At 61.4% G+C, this 16935-nt stretch carries 16 protein-coding genes; 5 read left to right on the top strand and 11 right to left on the bottom strand.

Features of this window, described 5'->3' with window-relative positions:
- The first annotated feature begins 49 nt into the window (after positions 1–49).
- On the top strand, positions 50–2119 hold the full coding sequence (gene sucD, locus BMZ24_RS07750; RefSeq protein WP_092190963.1) for a succinate--CoA ligase subunit alpha: 2070 nt from the start codon (positions 50–52) through the stop codon (positions 2117–2119).
- Positions 2120–2219: 100 nt separating this feature from the next.
- Here the strand turns inward: sucD and BMZ24_RS07745 are convergent, their stop codons facing one another.
- The 7 genes from BMZ24_RS07745 to potA form a co-directional block, all read right to left on the bottom strand.
- Positions 2220–3545: a UDP-glucose dehydrogenase family protein gene (locus tag BMZ24_RS07745; protein WP_092190961.1), complete on the bottom strand. Its 1326-nt coding sequence runs from the start codon at positions 3543–3545 to the stop codon at positions 2220–2222.
- A 32-nt stretch (positions 3546–3577) separates the two neighbouring features.
- The gene (locus BMZ24_RS07740; RefSeq protein WP_092190959.1) at positions 3578–4885 is read right to left on the bottom strand and encodes an L-cysteine desulfidase family protein; all 1308 of its coding nucleotides are present in this window, start codon (positions 4883–4885) and stop codon (positions 3578–3580) included.
- 63 nt (positions 4886–4948) lie between these two features.
- The gene (locus BMZ24_RS07735; protein WP_092190957.1) at positions 4949–5146 is read right to left on the bottom strand and encodes a hypothetical protein; all 198 of its coding nucleotides are present in this window, start codon (positions 5144–5146) and stop codon (positions 4949–4951) included.
- Positions 5147–5357: 211 nt separating this feature from the next.
- Complete coding sequence (locus BMZ24_RS07730) at positions 5358–6386, bottom strand: extracellular solute-binding protein (RefSeq protein ID WP_092190955.1); 1029 nt, start codon at positions 6384–6386, stop codon at positions 5358–5360.
- Positions 6383–7147, bottom strand: a complete 765-nt coding sequence (potC, locus tag BMZ24_RS07725) for a spermidine/putrescine ABC transporter permease PotC (protein WP_092190953.1) — start codon at positions 7145–7147, stop codon at positions 6383–6385. The genes BMZ24_RS07730 and potC overlap by 4 nt, the downstream gene beginning before the upstream one ends.
- Entirely contained in the window at positions 7147–7998 is an 852-nt protein-coding gene (potB, locus tag BMZ24_RS07720; RefSeq protein WP_092190951.1) for a spermidine/putrescine ABC transporter permease PotB, read from the bottom strand. Before potB ends, potC begins: the two co-directional genes overlap by 1 nt.
- A complete protein-coding gene (gene potA / locus BMZ24_RS07715; protein ID WP_092190949.1) occupies positions 7988–9133 on the bottom strand; it encodes a spermidine/putrescine ABC transporter ATP-binding protein PotA in 1146 nt (381 codons plus the stop codon). The genes potB and potA overlap by 11 nt, the downstream gene beginning before the upstream one ends.
- Before the next feature lie 267 nt (positions 9134–9400).
- On the opposite strand from potA, the gene BMZ24_RS07710 reads away from it, so the two are divergent.
- Genes BMZ24_RS07710 through BMZ24_RS07695 form a run of 4 tightly spaced genes read left to right on the top strand, consistent with a single transcriptional unit; the run spans position 9401 to position 13126 of the window.
- Complete coding sequence (locus tag BMZ24_RS07710) at positions 9401–10957, top strand: NAD(P)H-hydrate dehydratase (RefSeq protein ID WP_092190947.1); 1557 nt, start codon at positions 9401–9403, stop codon at positions 10955–10957.
- Positions 10933–11388 carry a CBS domain-containing protein gene (locus BMZ24_RS07705; protein WP_092190945.1) on the top strand — a complete coding sequence of 152 codons (456 nt, stop codon included), beginning with the start codon at positions 10933–10935 and terminating at the stop codon, positions 11386–11388. The genes BMZ24_RS07710 and BMZ24_RS07705 overlap by 25 nt, the downstream gene beginning before the upstream one ends.
- Positions 11385–11861, top strand: a complete 477-nt coding sequence (tsaE, locus tag BMZ24_RS07700; RefSeq protein WP_092190943.1) for a tRNA (adenosine(37)-N6)-threonylcarbamoyltransferase complex ATPase subunit type 1 TsaE — start codon at positions 11385–11387, stop codon at positions 11859–11861. The genes BMZ24_RS07705 and tsaE overlap by 4 nt, the downstream gene beginning before the upstream one ends.
- A 14-nt stretch (positions 11862–11875) precedes the next feature.
- Positions 11876–13126, top strand: a complete 1251-nt coding sequence (locus tag BMZ24_RS07695) for a replication-associated recombination protein A (RefSeq protein WP_425266266.1) — start codon at positions 11876–11878, stop codon at positions 13124–13126.
- A 233-nt stretch (positions 13127–13359) separates the two neighbouring features.
- Here the strand turns inward: BMZ24_RS07695 and radA are convergent, their stop codons facing one another.
- The 4 genes from radA to BMZ24_RS07675 are packed head-to-tail and all read right to left on the bottom strand — an operon-like array spanning position 13360 to position 16930.
- A complete protein-coding gene (radA, locus tag BMZ24_RS07690) occupies positions 13360–14691 on the bottom strand; it encodes a DNA repair protein RadA (protein ID WP_092191427.1) in 1332 nt (443 codons plus the stop codon).
- A gap of 53 nt (positions 14692–14744) precedes the next feature.
- A complete protein-coding gene (locus BMZ24_RS07685) occupies positions 14745–15869 on the bottom strand; it encodes a DUF3426 domain-containing protein (protein WP_092191425.1) in 1125 nt (374 codons plus the stop codon).
- A 38-nt stretch (positions 15870–15907) separates the two neighbouring features.
- Positions 15908–16432, bottom strand: coding sequence for a hypoxanthine phosphoribosyltransferase (gene hpt, locus BMZ24_RS07680; RefSeq protein WP_092190941.1), 525 nt, complete (start codon positions 16430–16432; stop codon positions 15908–15910).
- 30 nt (positions 16433–16462) lie between these two features.
- Positions 16463–16930, bottom strand: coding sequence for an N-acetyltransferase (locus tag BMZ24_RS07675; RefSeq protein ID WP_092190939.1), 468 nt, complete (start codon positions 16928–16930; stop codon positions 16463–16465).
- Positions 16931–16935: the final 5 nt, after the last annotated feature.

Raw genomic sequence — 16935 nt, 5'->3', positions numbered from 1 at the left:
GATAGTCCAAGGCATGGTATTTGACAACAGCTGAAGCGAGGAGAGAGTCATGAAGCTCAATGAACACAACAGCAAGCGACTTTTCAAGGAGGCGGGCATTCCTGTCCCCCGAGGGACGCTTCTCGGGCCGGGAGACGAACCGGCCCCCCCTTTCGCGCTGCCCTGGGTCCTTAAATCGCAGGTCTTGAGCGGCGGCAGGGGCAAGGCCGGCGGCATCCGCATGGCGGATACCCTTGAGCAGGCCGAAAGCGAACTGACCAAGCTCTTCACGCTCGCCATCAAGGGCGAAAAAGTCCAGCTGGTGCGCATCGAACCCAAGGCCGCGTACACTCGCGAACTGTATCTCTCCATAACCCTGGACCGTCAAAGCCGCTCTTTCGTCATCACCGCCGGACGCTTCGGCGGGGTGGACATCGAGGCCTGCGCCCCGGAAACCCTGCTGATCGAACACGCCGCCCCCGACACCGGACTGGCCCCCTTTCAGATCCGCAACATCTTTTTCCACCTGGGCCTGCCCAAGGAACTTTCCAAACCCTTCCATGCCCTGCTCACAAACCTCTTCGATTGCTGCCTGCGCCATCGTCTGCTCCTGGCCGAAATCAACCCCCTGGTCATCACCACGGACGGAGGGCTTCTGGCCCTGGACGGCAAGGTCGAGATCGACGGACACAGGATCGGCATCGATCCTTCCCTGAACCGCTTTTTCGAGGCCGCGCACTTAAGCGACGAGGAAAACAGGTCCCGCGAGGCGGGCCTCAGTTACCACAAACTCGACGGCTATGTCGGGCTCATGGTCAACGGCGCGGGCCTGGCCATGGCCAGCATGGACATCCTCAATTACTCGGGCCTGGAGGCGGCCAATTTCCTGGATCTGGGCGGAGGCGCGGACAGCGAAGCCATGCGCACGGCCCTGGACATCCTTTTTGACGACTCCCGCGTGGGCATGGTCTTCATCAACATTTTCGGCGGAATCCTGTCCTGCCACAAGGTGGCCCGGTCCATGCTCGAAGCGCTGGACGGGCAGGAGCCGCGCAAACCAATCGTAGTCCGCTTCGCGGGCAACGGCTCGGTCCAGGGGCTGGAACTCCTGAACCAGGCAGCCCTGAACGGACTGCATCTGTGCCCCGATCTGACCTCGGCCCGCGCCGCCCTGGAAAAACTCAAGGGCGACAGGCCCGAAGCCCGGCACAAGCCCCTGATCGTCCCGTCCACGGCCCCCCTGCTCCCGGCCCGGCCGCGCCAGACGAGCACGCCCTTCCCCCTGCCCGACGATTGCCGCATCCTGGTCCAGGGCCTGACCGGCAAGCAGGGGCAACTGCACTGCCGCCTGATGCAGGAATACGGCTCGAAGGTCGTGGCCGGAGTGACCCCCGGCAAGGGCGGTTCCGAGGTCCTTGGAGTCCCGGTCTTTGACACCGTGCGCGAGGCCGTAAAAGCCATGCGCATCGACGCGTCCATCATCTTCGTGCCCGGAGCCATGGCTCCAGATGCGGTGCTGGAGGCCGCTGCCGCGGGGATCGGCTGGGTGGTCTGCATCACCGACGGCATCCCCCAGCTCGACATGCTGCGCGCCCTGGAGCGCCTGAAAGGCAGCCCGACACGAGTCATCGGGCCCAACTGTCCCGGCCTGGTCATGGCCGGCAAGACCAAGATCGGCATCATGCCCGGCGACATCTTCACCCCCGGCCCGGTGGCCGTCTTCTCGCGCAGCGGCACCCTGACCTATGAATGCGTGGACCGGCTGACCAAAGCGGGGATCGGGCAATCCGTGTGCGTCGGCATCGGCGGCGATCCTTTCGTGGGCACCTCCTTCACGGACCTGTGCAAGCTGGTGCGCCACGATCCGCAGACCCGCGCCGTGGTCATCCTGGGCGAGATTGGCGGAAAGGCCGAGGAGGAGCTTGGGCAATACATGCGGGAAAGCGGCTTCGAACTCCCGGTCTTCGGCTTCATCGCAGGGCGCACGGCCCCTCCTGGCAAGCGACTGGGCCACGCCGGAGCCATCCTCGAAAAAGGGGCTGGCGGCATAGAGGTCAAACTCCAGGCCATGGCCGACTCCGGCTTCCACCTCATCGACGACCTGGACCAGATCGCAGGGGCGGTGGCGCAGGTGCTCTAGCCCCGCGTCACGACGTATCCACATGCAGACGACAAAGCCCCGACCGGAGAGTTCCGGCCGGGGCTTTGCTTGTTATGAGAGGCGATTTTGCGCCGGAGTCTCAGCGGCCCACGCAAAAATAGGCGAACCCTTCGGCTGCAAGGAGCGCCGGCGAATAGAGGTTGCGGCCGTCAAAGAGGATGGGAGCGGCCAGGGCCGCCTTGATCCTGGCGAATTCGGGATTCCGGAACTGGTTCCATTCCGTGACCACGGCCAGGGCCTCGGCGCCATTGAGCGTCTCGTACTGATCCTCGCATATCTCCACCAGCGGGTTGTCCTGAAGGATGCGGCGTGCATTGGGACCGGCCACCGGATCGAAGGCGCGCACGCGCATGCCAAGATCAGTCAGGTGCCGGATCAGCTCCAGGGAGGGGGCCTCGCGCATGTCGTCGGTGTTGGCCTTGAAGGCCAGACCCCACAAGGCCAAGGTCTTGCCCTTCACACCGCCCTGCTCGGCGAAATAGGTCTCGATCTTGCGCGCGATGACGGTCTTCTGGCGATCGTTGACCTCGTCCACGGCATTCAGGAGCTGCGGCTCGTAGCCCACGCCCTGGGCCGTGCCGATGAGCGCCTTCACGTCCTTGGGGAAGCAGGACCCGCCGTAGCCGACGCCCGGATAGATGAACTGGTAGCCGATGCGATGATCCGCCCCGATGCCGTGGCGCACGTCGCGCACATCGGCCCCGACCTTCTCGCAGATGTTGGCGATTTCGTTGATGAAGGAGATCTTGGTGGCCAGCATGCAGTTGGCTGCGTACTTGGTCATCTCAGCGCTGCGCACGCCCATGACGATCATTTTCTCGCGACTGCGGGCGTAGGGTGCGTAGAGGCTCTTAAGAAGCTCGGCCGTGCGCACGTTGTCGGTGCCCACGACCACGCGGTCGGGTTTCAGGAAGTCGTTGACCGCGTCGCCTTCCTTCAGAAACTCGGGGTTGGAAACCACGTCGAACTCGATATTGAGCCCGCGCTTGTCCAGCTCCTCCTGCACGGTGGCACGCACGCTGTCGGCGGTGCCCACGGGCACGGTCGATTTGTCCACGATGATCTTGTAATCGTTCATCTGACGGCCCACGTCGCGGGCCACCTGATGGACGTAGCGCAGATCGGCGGTGCCGTCCTCGCCTTCGGGGGTGCCCACGCAGCAGAAGACGAAGAGGCTGTCTTTCAGGCCTTCGGCCAGATCCGTGGTGAAGGTCAGGCGGCCTTCCTGGAAATTGCGGCGGACCATGGCCTCAAGGCCAGGCTCGTAGATGTGCACCTCGCCCTTCTTGAGCCGCTCGATCACGTCGGGGTTGATGTCGACGCAGGTCACCGCGTTGCCCATCTCGGCGAAGCAGGCCGCGGACACCAGTCCGACGTACCCCGTTCCGACAATGCATATGTTCATTGGTATGTACTCCTTTTGGCCGGCGTCCGGTATCAGAATCCGGAGAAGCGTTTGGCCAGCATTATTTTTAAAATGGTCCGATCAGTCTCGATCATGCCTTCGGTGCTGAGCATGCCTATGTTCTGCATGGTCTGCTCGGGCGAAGCGCCGATGATGCCGTCGGTGTCCATGACATTGACGCCTTGCAGCGAAAAAAGTGCGGCCTGTACGGCCGTTCCCGCGGCCGTGGCCAGCTTCAGGGAGCAGCCGGCCTTGGCCCCGTCGCAGATGACTCCGGCCAGGTCCTCGATGATGTTCTTGATGGCCCCTGCGATATGCGCCAGATTGCCGCCCAGCAGATAGGCCACCCCGGCGCTGGCTCCGGCCCCGGCCGCCACGGAGCAGCCGCAGACGGCGGAAAGCCGTCCGGTGTGGGCCTTGACGTAGGCCGTGACCAGATGACTGAGCGCCATGGCTTCAAGCACGTCCTTTTCCTCGCAGGTGATGAATTCGCGGATGGCCCAGATGGGCAGGATGGCGGTCAGACCGTGATTTCCGCTTCCGGCGGAACTCATGGCCGGAAGCTTGACTCCGCCCATGCGCGCATCGGAGGCGGCGGAGGTCAGGATGCGCGCGGCCAGAATCATGTCCCGGCAGACGAGCTTCTGCCGGACCAATCGGTCCAGGGCCTTGCCTATGCCAAGGCCGGGGCCGAACTTCAGCCCATGCTCGGCAAGACGCACGTTGGTGCGCACGCCTTCCATCAGAAATTCGCGGTCCTCGTCGTCCAGATCGTCGAGCAGGCGGACCAGATCCTCCAGGGCGAGGCCCTTGATCCATGCCTCCAGACGCGGCATCTCGCTTGAGACGGCGACTTTCCCGGAAGTCTGGGCGCGAGGCAACAGGGTGCCGTCAAGGCTCACGCTGACCACGTTGTCGTGCATGTCGCGAACGACCGCCTCGGCCACGTGCGAGCCGTCGAAAACCTCGGCGCGGATGAAAAGCCCCCGCTGCTCATGCAGCAGGTTGAGGGTCACCCTTCCGTCACGCACCAGGGTCCGGGCGGCCTGCACGGACTCGTCGTTTAGCGGTTCGAGGACTTCCAGGCCCAGCGCGGCGTCCCCGCCGAAAACGCCCAGCGCCCCGGCCAGATCCAGACCGCTCAGACCTCCCGTGCCGGGAATGATGACGGCCAGACCGTTCTTGTAAATATTGGGATCGACCCACAAATCCAGCCGCTCGGGTCTGCCGGGCAGAACAGCCGTGGCAGCGGCGGCAGCCAGGGCCACCGCCACGGGCTCGGTGCAGCCCAATGCCGGCGCGACCTGCATGCGCAGAATATCCTTGACGCAAAAGCTCATTGCTGCCTCACGAAAATGTTCGCAAAAGCCGAGTTCATGGCCGACTTGCCCGGGGCTGTCAATTCAGCGCTCGTCGCGTACTTCGAGCCGGGGCTCGAAAAGCTGAACCAGCCGTACAAAGAGGTCCGGAATCTTGTCCGGATCGGCGGCGGCCGATCCGGCGTAAATCTTGGTGATCTCCAGAGCCGTGTCGATGCCGGTGGTCTTGCCGAAACCCACATCGAAAAAATCATCCAGGCGCTTGCGCAATTCGGAATCCATGGCCACCCCCCAGAATAAATTCGTGTCGGCAAAGAAGCTTCGCCGCGTTGGTGCTCACGCCGAGCCTGTTACCATGACCAGACACGAATTCCAACGCCAAACCTGCGAAAAGCTGATTTGAAACGCAATCGATGGAAACGAAAACAACAAGACCAAAAAAAGGCGCGCCCCCACCGGGACGCGCCGCGAACATTCATCCGAAACTTTGTCGCTATCTGGTCTTGAGTCGCATCCAGCATTCTTCGTAGGCCTTCACGGCGGGTCCGAGATCGGTCTCGAATTCGCCCCGGGCCATGTCTTCGGCCCCGGGATAGACAATGGCGTTGCCGCGCACGTCCTCGGGAAGGATCGCCTGGGCCGCAAGGTTCGGGGTGGAATATCCCATCTCCTGGCAAATGAACGCCGCCACTTCGGGACGCAACAGGTAGTCGATAAAGAGATGGGCGTTGTCCGCGTTGCCCGCGTTCTTGGGGATGCAGAGGTTGTCGATCCAGAGGCTGTAGCCTTCGGTCGGATAGATGTAGCGAATATCCGGATTTTCGCCGGTGGCGATGTACGCCTCGCCGTTCCAGAGCACCGCCGCCTGCACCTCGTTGTTGAGCATGGCCTGCTTGGGCGAATCGGAATCAAAGACGCGCACGCTGGACATGAGCGGCTGCAAAAGCTCACAGGCCTCGGCGACCTTGGCCGGGTCGGTCTCGTTGAGGGAATAGCCCAGGCGCTTGAGGCCCATGCCGAGCACGCCGCGCATGTCGTTGGGCAAAAGAATCTTTCCTGCCAGCTCAGGCTTCCACAGGTCGGCGAACGACGTCACCGAGGCCGCGGCCGGGTCCTTGGTGTTCACGGCGATGGCCGTCGATCCCCACATGTAGGGCACGCTGTAGTTGTTGTCCGGATCGAAGGACTGATTCATCAGCTTTGGATTGAGATTGCCAAGATTGCTCAGCTTGGACTTGTCCAGCTTCATGAGCAGGCCTTCCTTGTGCATGCGCGCCACGAAATCGGTGGACGGCACGATAAGATCGTATCCCTTGGCCTCGACCATCCGTATCTTTGCGTACAGGGCCTCGTTGCTGTCATAGGTCGACATGATGACCTTGACTCCGGTCTCCTTCGTGAAATCCTCAAGCACGCTGTCCGGCATGTATTCGGACCAATTGTAAACATACAGTTCCTTGGATGCCGCAAGAACCTGGGTGGCCAGCATGAGGCACAGGGCCGTCAATACCAATCGTTTCATGATTTCTCCTTCAAAAAGCGCTGCGATGCGAAGACCGCCACAGCGGTTATAAGAATCATGATCGCGCACAGGGCGTTGACCTCGGGCTTGAGCCCCAGTCGGACCATGGAATAGATGCGCAAGGGCAGTACCTCGAACGTGGGTCCGGTGGTGAAGAAACTGATGATGACGTCGTCGATGGACAGGGTGAAGCTCAAAAACCACCCGGCCAGAACGGCGGGAAAGACCATGGGCAGGACCACGTGGCGGAAGACCTCGTACTCCCCCGCACCAAGATCACGCGCGGCCTCCACCACATGCGGGTCGAACCCTTGAAGCCTGCCGTAAACCGTGATGCCGACAAAGGGCACGCACAGGGTGACGTGGGCCATGAGCAGGGTCCAGAAGCCCAGGGGCAGGGACAGGGCCATGAAGAGCACCAGAAGCGAAATACCGATGACGATGTCCGGAGACATCATCATGACGAAAAGCGAGGTGCGGATGACCTTGCGCGACGGAAAGCGCCAGCGCTGCAACGCCATGGCTATGAGCGTGCCCAGGATGCTGGAGCATGTCGCCGCCAGAGCCGCTATGAAAAGCGAGTGCAGGGCCGCCTGCATGAGCGCGGTGTTGCTGAAGAGCTTGACGTACCAGTCCAGGGTCAGGCCCTTCCAGGCCATGGAAAACCGGGACGAGTTGAAGGAATAGGCGATCATGACGCCAAGCGGCAAATACAGGAAAAAAAAGACCAGCGTGGCGTAGAGAATGCGCAATTTTCGCATCATGCCTCCTTCCTGCCCAGCCGGGCGGCGCTTTTCCAGTACAGGAGCAGCATGAGCCCCATGAGCACGGTCAGGGTCACGCTGGCCGCCGCGCCCAGAGGCCAGTCGCGGGTGGTCAGGAACTGGTCGCGGATGAAGTTGCCAAGCAGCATGGCCTTGGCCCCGCCAAGCACGTCGGACACGTAGAACATGCCGATGCCCGGCAGGAAGACCAGCATGCAACCGGAGACAATGCCGGGCATGGTCAGGGGCACGACCACTTTCCAGAACGCCCGCCAGGGGCTCGCGCCCAAGTCCCGGGCCGCTTCGAGATAACGGCGGTCCAGGCGCTCAAGGGCGGCGTACAGGGGCAGGATCATGAACGGCAGCAGCGTGTACACAAGGCCCAGGACCACGGCGCCGGGGGTGTACATCATGGCCAGGGGCGCATCGATGACGCCCAGAAACAGCAGCACGTTGTTCACGATGCCGCTGGAGTTGAGCATGGCGGTCATGGCGTAGGTACGCACCAGGGAATTCGTCCAGAAGGGGATGACCACCAGCAGGAGCAACGTGTTGCGCAGCGGCTTGCGGGTCCGGGCCAGGATGGCGGCGAAGGGATAGGCCGTGACCAGGCAGATGACCGTGACCAGCCCCGAGAGCCGCAGGGATGACAGCAGAATGTCGAGATGCGTCGTGTCCATCAGCCGGGCGTAATTGTTCAGGGAAAAGCCGGGCTCGATGAAATTCGCGGACGAGGTGGAGCTGAAACTGGCCAAAAAGACCAGGACATTGGGCACAAAAGCGAAAATCGCCATCCAGGAGATGACGCCGACTATGACGGCAAGCTTGAAGAAGCCGTCATTTTTCATACGGCAGCACCACTTCCCAGCCTTCGACCCAGCTCACTGCCACCCGATCCGAGGCCTTGAAATAGACGGTCTCGTCGTCCTCGTTGAAAAATTCCGTGGCCGTGACAATGCCTCCGGCATCCAGCCTGACCACGACATCGTAGGTCGCGCCCTTGTAGATGGTCTCCTCCACCGTGCCGACGAGGGAACGGTCGCGGGAGAAGACATCCTCCAGCTCCGGGTCCTCGGCCAGATCCTTCAGGGTCTCGACCCGCAGATCCTCGGGGCGCAGCAGGATGTGCACCTTCTCGCCCGGATGGAAGGCGTGGCTGGTGCGCATGAACACGTCCAGCCCCTGCGCCCTCACCCTGGCGCGCCCCTCGCCAAGCTCAACCACCTCGGCATTGATGATGTTGATCTCGCCCACGAAGCGGGCCACGTAGAGATTGCGGGGCTCCTCGTAAACGCTGACCGGGGTTCCGATCTGCTCGATGTGGCCGTTGTTCATGACCACGACGCGATCGGACATGGAAAATGCCTCCTCCTGATCGTGGGTGACCAGGACGAAGGTGATGCCGAGCTTGCGTTGCAGGTGTTTGAGATCGAGCTGCATCTGCTTGCGCAGCCGGTAATCGAGAGCGGAGAGAGGTTCGTCCAGAAGCAGGACGAGCGGCCGGTTGATGATGGCCCGGGCGATGGCCACGCGCTGCTGCTGACCGCCGGAGAGCTTGCCGACCATGCGAGTCTCGAAGCCCTCTAACTGGACCAGACGCAGGGTTTCGCGCACTTCGATGGCGATCTCGGCGGCGGGGCGCTTCTTCATGCGCAGCCCGAAGGCCACGTTGTCGAACACGTTCATGTGCGGAAAAAGAGCATAACTCTGAAAGACCGTATTGACGTTGCGACGTTCCGGAGGAAGGTCGGTCACGATCTTGCCGTCAATGGTGATGACTCCGGCGGTGGCGCTCTCAAAGCCGGCCACGAGGCGCAGGATGGTCGTCTTGCCGCAACCCGAAGGCCCAAGAATGGTCAGAAACTCGCCGCGCTGCACGTCGAGGGATACGTCCGTCAAGGCATGCTGCCCGTCGTAACTCTTTGCCACGTTTCGCAATTGAACAACCGGCAATGCCTGGCTCTGCGCCGCCGAATCCGTCATGACCCCTCCGGACAAATAATTCAGCCGGGGCGCGGACATGGCGACACTTCCCAGCAAGCCCTTTTTTTTGGAGAAGATAGAGTGTCGAGTCAAGGACAATTTTCACGAAATCGGCATGGTTTCGACGCAAGATCGTGAGGAAAAGGACATGGGTGGCGCGTGACAAAAAATAATGGCACAGAGCCCTCTCATATGCACAAGGCCGCAACCGGGCCTCGGCTTCCGCTTTGGAAGGCAGCGACGACGACCTCACACGAAGGAGATCAAATGGTTACCCTTTTGCCCACTCCCGAGGAAATGTCCCGTTGGGACAGACTGACCATCGACGAATTCGGACTTTCCGGACAAATCCTGATGGAAAATGCCAGCAGGGCCGCTCTTTACGCCCTCAAAAAAGAATTCGGACCTTTGCGTGACGCATCGGTCATGGTTTTTGCCGGTCCCGGCAACAACGGAGGCGACGCCTTCGCCCTGGCCAGGCATCTGGTCAATCTCGGAGCGACTGTGCTCATCCTGCACGCCAAGCACCTCGCGCAGTACACCCATGACTCAGCCTACCACCTGAAACTGGCCATGGACATGGGCATCCCCTGCTCCTACCTGCCCGAATACGAGATGGATCTGGTGCCAAGAATCGACATTGTCGTGGACGGCCTGCTCGGAACCGGCTTCGAGGGTCCGCTGCGCCCCAACATGCAGGGCTGGATCAAATCCATCAACAAACTGGGCGTGCACTCCCATGTCCTGTCCCTGGACATCCCCTCCGGGCTGAACGGCACCACGGGCCAGCCCATGCCGATCGCGGTCGAGGCCGACATGACCGTGACCTTCGAGGAGGCCAAGCTCGGGCTTTTCCTGCCTCCCGCCAAAGCCCATGTGGGCAAGCTGGTCACCTCCAAGATCGGCATTCCCCGGCACATCAAGGACCGGCACCCCACAGCCCACATCGCCCTGGGGCCGGACCTTGCCAACCTGCTGCCCGAACCCGGCTCGACCATGCACAAGGGAGAGGCGGGACACATCCTGGTCCTGGGCGGCTCCCCCGGACTGACCGGCGCGCCCATGCTTGCGGCCCGCGCGGCCTTCCGCTCCGGCGCGGGACTGGTCAGCATCGCCTGCCCCAAGGCCCTGACCCCGGCCTACGGCAGCTTCCCCGAAGTCATGACCCTGGGCCTTGGCAATTCGGACCAATGGAGCTCCGAGTGTTTCGATTCCCTGCAGCCGCAACTTGCGCGCTTCTCGGCCGTGGTCTTCGGACCCGGTTTTGGACGCAGTGACGGAGCCATGGCATTCCTGGAACGCTATCTGGCCAATCCGCACGCCAAAACCCTCTACGACGCCGACGCCCTCTTTCTCCTGGCCCAGCGCCCCGACCTTTTAGCCCTGGTCGGGCAGGACGCCGTGCTGACCCCGCATCCCGGTGAGATGGCCAATTTCTTCGGCGTCACGGCCGGGGCCATCAATCTGGCCAGAGCCCGCTACGCAAGGGAATTTTCTTTCGGACACCGCGTCAACCTGGTCCTGAAGGGCGCGGCGACCATCGTCGCCGGACACGAAGATCCCATCGCCATCTCGCCGTTCTGCGCCCCGAACCTGGCCATTGCCGGATCGGGCGACGTGCTCTCCGGGATCATCGGCAGCCTCGTGGCCCAGGGGCACCCGCCATTGACCGCCGCCCGGATCGGCGTGTACTGGCATGGATATGCGGGCACTCAGCTCGCCAATGATTTCCCGTACCGGGGCAACACCCCCATGGAAATCGCCGATCACCTGCCAACCGCCCTGAAGGAGTGGAAAAAATGCGTACAGCTCAAGATATCATGACCGCCGAGGTCATCACCATCAGCCCCGATGCAGACATAACCGAAGCCGTGAAGATCCTGCTCGACAAGGGCGTCAACGGACTCCCCGTGGTCGATGAAAGCGGTCATCTGGTCGGCATTCTGTGCCAGAGCGATCTGGTCCGCATGCAGAAAAGCCTGCCCATCCCCTCTCTTTTCACCCTGCTGGACGGCTTCGTGCCCCTGTCCTCCTCGGCGCTGCTCGAAGCGGAGGTCAAACGCATAGCCGCTTCCAAGGTTTCCGACGCCATGAGCACCAAAGTGGTCACCATCGCCCCGGACATGACCATCGACGAAATCGCGGCCCTCATGGTCGACAAGAAATTCCACACCCTGCCTGTCGCGGACAACGGCAAGCTGCTGGGCATTGTCGGCAAGAAGGACGTCCTCAAAACCCTGATCCCGCGTTCATGATCCTTGTTCTGACCTCTCTGGAGGCCACGGCAGCCCTGGCCCGGGCCTTCGCGGAATGCATCGCCGACAGTCCGGCCCTGCCCCCCGTGCTCCTGCGCGGACAGCTCGGGGCCGGAAAGACGACTTTCATCCGCGAGCTGGTCCAGGCCCTGCCGGGAAGCGAGAACGCCGAGGTCAGCAGCCCCAGCTTCAACATCCTGAACCTCTACCCCACGACGCCGCCCGTGGGGCATTTCGACCTTTACCGCACCGAGGGCCGGGACTTTGATCCCGATCTGGAAGAAACCCTCTTCGCCCCGGACCATTTCTGCCTGCTGGAATGGGCCGAATACCTCCCTGCGGACTGCATGCCCGACTCCCATATCGACATGTCCTGGACGGCCGAGGGAGAGACCAGGACCGTGGAGATCACCGCCCACGGACCCGAAGCCCTGGCCCTTCTTGGGTGTCTGGAACAGGCCACAAGCATTTAGCCGGAATTATCATCGTGTCCCAAAAACGACCTCTCGCCGAATCCCTGCGCCCGGAGTCCCTCGACGACTTCATCGGGCAAAGCCATTTTCGCCAGCGCCTGCGCACCCTGATGCAGTCCAAGGACCTGCCGAGCCTTCTGCTCTTCGGTCCTCCCGGCTGCGGCAAATCCACGGTGGCCCTTCTTTTGGCCAGACATGCGGGCAAGCCCTTCGTGCGGGTCAGCGCGCCCGAAGTGGGCATAACCGCCCTGCGCAAACAGATTCAGGACAAGGAAATCCTCATCCTGGACGAACTGCACCGCTATTCCAAGGCCCAGCAGGATTTCTTCCTGCCGCTCCTTGAGACGGGTGAACTGACGCTCATTGCCACGACCACGGAAAACCCGTCCTTCAGCGTCACACGGCAGCTTCTTTCACGGCTGCACGTATTGCGTCTGCGCTCGCTCGGCATGGCCGAACTGGTGGATGTGGGCAAACGGGGCATGGAGAAGCTGGGCCCTCGCATCCCGGAAAAAAGCCTGGAGCTTCTGGCCACCCTCTCGGGCGGGGATGCGCGCACCATGCTCAATCTGGTGGAGTTCGCGGCGGGGCTTGAGGAAAAGGATCTGGAACCTGACCAGCTCAAGACCCGATTGCCGGAGATCGTGCTGCGCGGAGACCGGGAAGGTGATTCGCATTACGAACTGGCGTCGGCGCTGATCAAATCCATCAGGGGCTCGGACCCGGATGCGGCCCTGTATTATCTGGCTTGTCTGGTGGAGACGGGCGAGGACCCGCGTTTCATCTGCCGCAGGCTGATTCTCTCGGCGGCCGAGGACGTCGGCCTGGGCGACCCCATGGCCCTGCCCCTGGCCGTATCATGTGAACAGGCGGTGGAACGCATCGGCATGCCCGAGGGCTGGATTCCAATGGCCGAAGCGACCGTGTATTTGGCCCTGGCGCCCAAAAGCAACTCGGCCTACGCAGGGTATCTCGCGGCCATGAAGGAAGTCCGGACCAATGGCGCAAGGCCCGTGCCGCTGCATCTGCGCAACGCCTCCACAAGCCTGCAAAAGGAGTGGGGCTACGGCCAGGGCTACAAATATCCCCACGCCTACCCAGAGGCATGGGTCGAACAGGATTACCTGCCCCCTGAACTCAAGGGACGCATTTTCTACCAGGCCAAAACCAGCGGCCACGAGGAACGTCTGTCCCTGTGGACCCGCAAGCTCAAAGCCTCGCGCAGCAAGCCCAAATCCAAGGACGCAAAGGATTGGGCGAGATGAAAGAATGCCAAATCCCGATCCGCGCGTTGCCGGCTCAGCCGGACGGGGGGCGCCGACTGTCTGACTGAGTCAGGCATCGTTTGCCGAACCGTTGCCGCTCGTCTCATCCCGACTTCCCGACCCGGCACGCAACGATTCGGCATTACGAGGCCCACGAAGGAGTTTCGGCGGCCCCCGTCCGGCTGAGCCGGCAACGCGACCGTCACTCCTCGATCCGTTAACGCATCAAATCCTCACTCCTTCCCAGTCTGCCCGAACAGCATCCTCTGCACATCCCCGAGCCGCGACCATCCCTTCCCCCTGGCTCCGGTCTTGGGGTGGACCATGGGCGCATAGCCCAGGTTCGCGGCCTGGCGCAGCCTTACATCATGCCCCGTGACCGGCCTGATCTGGCCGTTCAAATCCACCTCGCCCCAGAACACCGCGCCCTCGGGCAGGGAGCGGTCATAAAAAGACGACAAAATGGCCGCGACAATGCCCAGATCAAGGCCAGGGTCCTTCATGCGCAGCCCCCCGCCGACCTTGGCGTAGACATCGACCTGCCCCAGACTGATTTGCAGGCGCTTCTCCATGACCGCGATCAGAAGATGCAGGCGGTTGGCGTCAAAGCCCAGGGCCGTACGCCGGGGAAAGGCCAGGAAGGTGCGCGTGACCAGCGCCTGCACCTCGACCACAAAGGGCCGCTGGGACTCCATGGACATGACCAGTGCCGTGCCGGAGAGCGCCGTGTCCCGGGCCTGCAGGAAGAAGGTAGAGGGGTCCTCGATGACGCTCATGCCCTTTTCCCGCATCTCGAAAAGCAGGATCTCGTTGGACGGACCAAAACGGTTCTTGACCACGCGCAGGATGCGGAAAAGGTGCTCCTTGTCGCCTTCGAGGTACAGCACCGTGTCGACCATGTGCTCCAGCAGCTTGGGGCCGGCGATCTGGCCGTCCTTGGTCACGTGCCCGACCAGGATGACCGTGACCCCGGTCTGCTTGGCCCGCTCGGTCAGGGCCGTGGCCACTGCCCGGACCTGGCTGACGGAACCAGGCAGGCCTTCGACCCTGGATGAAATCATGGTCTGCACCGAGTCCACGACAATGAGCGCGGGGGCGTCCTCCATGCAGGCCAGGATGTCGTCGACCTGGTTGGTGGCAAGAGCGGTCAGCCTGTCTCCGAGCATGCCCAGGCGTTCGGCTCGGCCGCGGATCTGAGACAGGGACTCCTCACCGGAAACATAGATGACGCCCTTGCCGGAGCGTTCCATGGACGCGCCCACCTGCAAGAGCAGCGTGGACTTGCCGATGCCCGGCTCCCCGCCGAGCAGGATGACGCCTCCGGGCACGAACCCGCTGCCGAGAATTCCGTCAAGCCCGGACAGCTGAGAGCTGACACGGTCTTCAAGGAGTGTCGGCAGCTCACGCAGATCGACGGGACGGTTCAGGGGCATGTCCATGGCCGAACCGGACTGTCGTATTGCCGGCTCCAGGGTGTTCCAGGCCAGACATTTGGGACACTGCCCCTGCCAGCGGGGACTGACAGCCTTGCAGGCCGTACACACATAAGCGCTCTTTGTTTTCATGAGGGAATAAAAAAGGCAGACTTGCGCCTGCCTTTCGTGGGTCAAAAGTTGTGCTATTGCTGCGGAACGCTGGATTGGATCACTTCCAGCCCGAATTCCTCGACAGAGTCCGGGGTCTGGAAAAACACGGCCATGAACGGCACGGACGCGCCGGGCTGGATATTGGTGTTGTTGGTCAGAATGCCGACCTTGGCGGTAAGGGCCGTCTCGATGTCCGCCCGGGTCGAAACCTGAAGCTGGTACAGGGAAACGACATTGCCGCACATGAATTCCTGGGTGGCGACCTCGCCTCCCTGCCTGTCGAAGAGGGAGGCCTTGATGCGAATGAGTTCACGCGCCTCGGGAAAACGATTCACGGCCTTGCCTTCAATGATGAAAAGCTGGCCTTCCTTTTCGTTAGGGACAAAGTACTGACGCACGTTCTCCAAGGCGATCTGGGCCGCACCTTCACGCGCGACGGTTTCCTGGGTCGCGGGAGCGTCCGGAACCGAGGGCGCAAGCCCGAGCAGGCCCGGCTGGAAGAAATAGACTCCGCCCAGGCCGCAGGCCAGAAGCAGGACAACAAGGCCGATGATCAGGCCTGCGGCCCCGGATTTTCGGGACTTGCGGGCAGAACTGTCGGCGGATCGCAAATCGTGATCGAGCTGATCGGTCAAAGGCTGCTGAAAGGCGCCCTGAAGATCGGCCAGCATTTCCTGATCCGCCGAGGACTTCGATCCGGCCTTGGTGCTTTTTTCTTCCAGCATGGCCGTCAGGTCGTCTTCAAAGGACTCGTTTGCGGCGGATTTCGGCGCGGGCCGAGACTTTTTCCCATCCAGCATGGCCGCCAGATCATCTTCAAAAGCGTCGGCATCGGCAGACTTCCTGGGGGCGGCCGCAGGCTTCACATCCTCGAACATGGCCGCGAACTCTTCCTCGAAGGAATCCTTTGAGGCCGGGGGAGCACCTTTTTTATCCTCGAAAGCCGACGCCAGATCGTCATCAAAAGAATCGTCCTCGAATGCGCCGGCCGCGGAGGCTGGTTCGGGAACCTCCGGCGTCACGACATCCTCGGAGATGGGGCGGAACACGGTGAACACGTTCTTGCAACGCGTACAACGGACCTTGCTGCCGTCGTGTCCGATCTTGCTTTCATCCAGATTGTATTTGGTGGTGCACTCAGGGCATTGAACGAGCATGGCCTTTCCTTGAAAAAGTTCAGTCTGGAGGCAGGGGTCTATGCTTCCGAGAATTTGAGATCGTATATACCGTCAAGTTCTCTGTATTGCTCGGCGTAGTCAAGTCCATAGCCGACGATGTATCCCTTATCCAGTGGGAAACCCACAAAATCCACATTCACATCAACCTCGCGGCGCTCTCTCTTGTCGATCATGGCCGCGATCTTGATGGATTTGGGACCACGCGCCTCGAGAACCTTGGTCAGAAAGCCCATGGAATGGCCCGTATCGACGATATCCTCGACCACGAGCACATGCTTGTCCCTGATATCGATTTCCATGTCCTTGGAGAAAACCATCTTCGATTTGCGTGAAGTCTGATCCGCATAACTGGAAAGACGAACAAAATCCATGCTTGGATGGATGCTCAAATTACGCATCAGATCAGTAAAAAATGCGTAGGCGCCTTTAAGCACGCATACGCAAACCAAGGGCTCGTCGCCATAATGGCTGGATATTTCCCGACCCAATTCCTGGGCCCGTGCTTCAATTTGCGAACGGTCGAAAAGCTGTACAAATTTCATGAATTCTCCCGGAGAACCGATATGTCAAACTTACAATTCAATCATCATGGCCACTTCGTCACATTCGGGAAACTGGGGGCATTTGAGACAATCGGCCCACACCTTCTGCGGCAGGATGTCCTTGCTCACTTCCGAAAAACCCAGTTTCTGAAAAAAGGGGACCTGATAGGTCAAGGCGAATACCTTGTAAACACCAAAGGTCACGGCGTCGCTGACGCAAAACTCCACCAGCCTGCGCCCCAGGCCCTGGCCCTGGGCGCTCTCGGCAACCACCAGCGACCGGACTTCGGCCAAGGCTTCCCAGGTGATGGTCAAGGCGCAGCAGCCGACCACGGTTCCGGACTTTTCATCCTCGGCCACGATGAAATCCCTCAGGTGGGAATAGAGTTCACCGAAGGATCGGGGCAGAAGCAACCGTTTGGTGGCGCAATCCATGAGTAGCCGGTGAATGGCTTTGACATCGGCGATTGTCGCCTTTCTGAGTATATATTTTTCCATGCTTG

It is taken from the genome of Desulfomicrobium norvegicum (genome assembly GCF_900114595.1).
Taxonomy (GTDB): Bacteria; Desulfobacterota; Desulfovibrionia; order Desulfovibrionales; family Desulfomicrobiaceae; genus Desulfomicrobium; species Desulfomicrobium macestii.
Note: the sequence above shows the minus strand (reverse complement) of the source record. Positions and strands in the feature narration are given on the sequence as shown.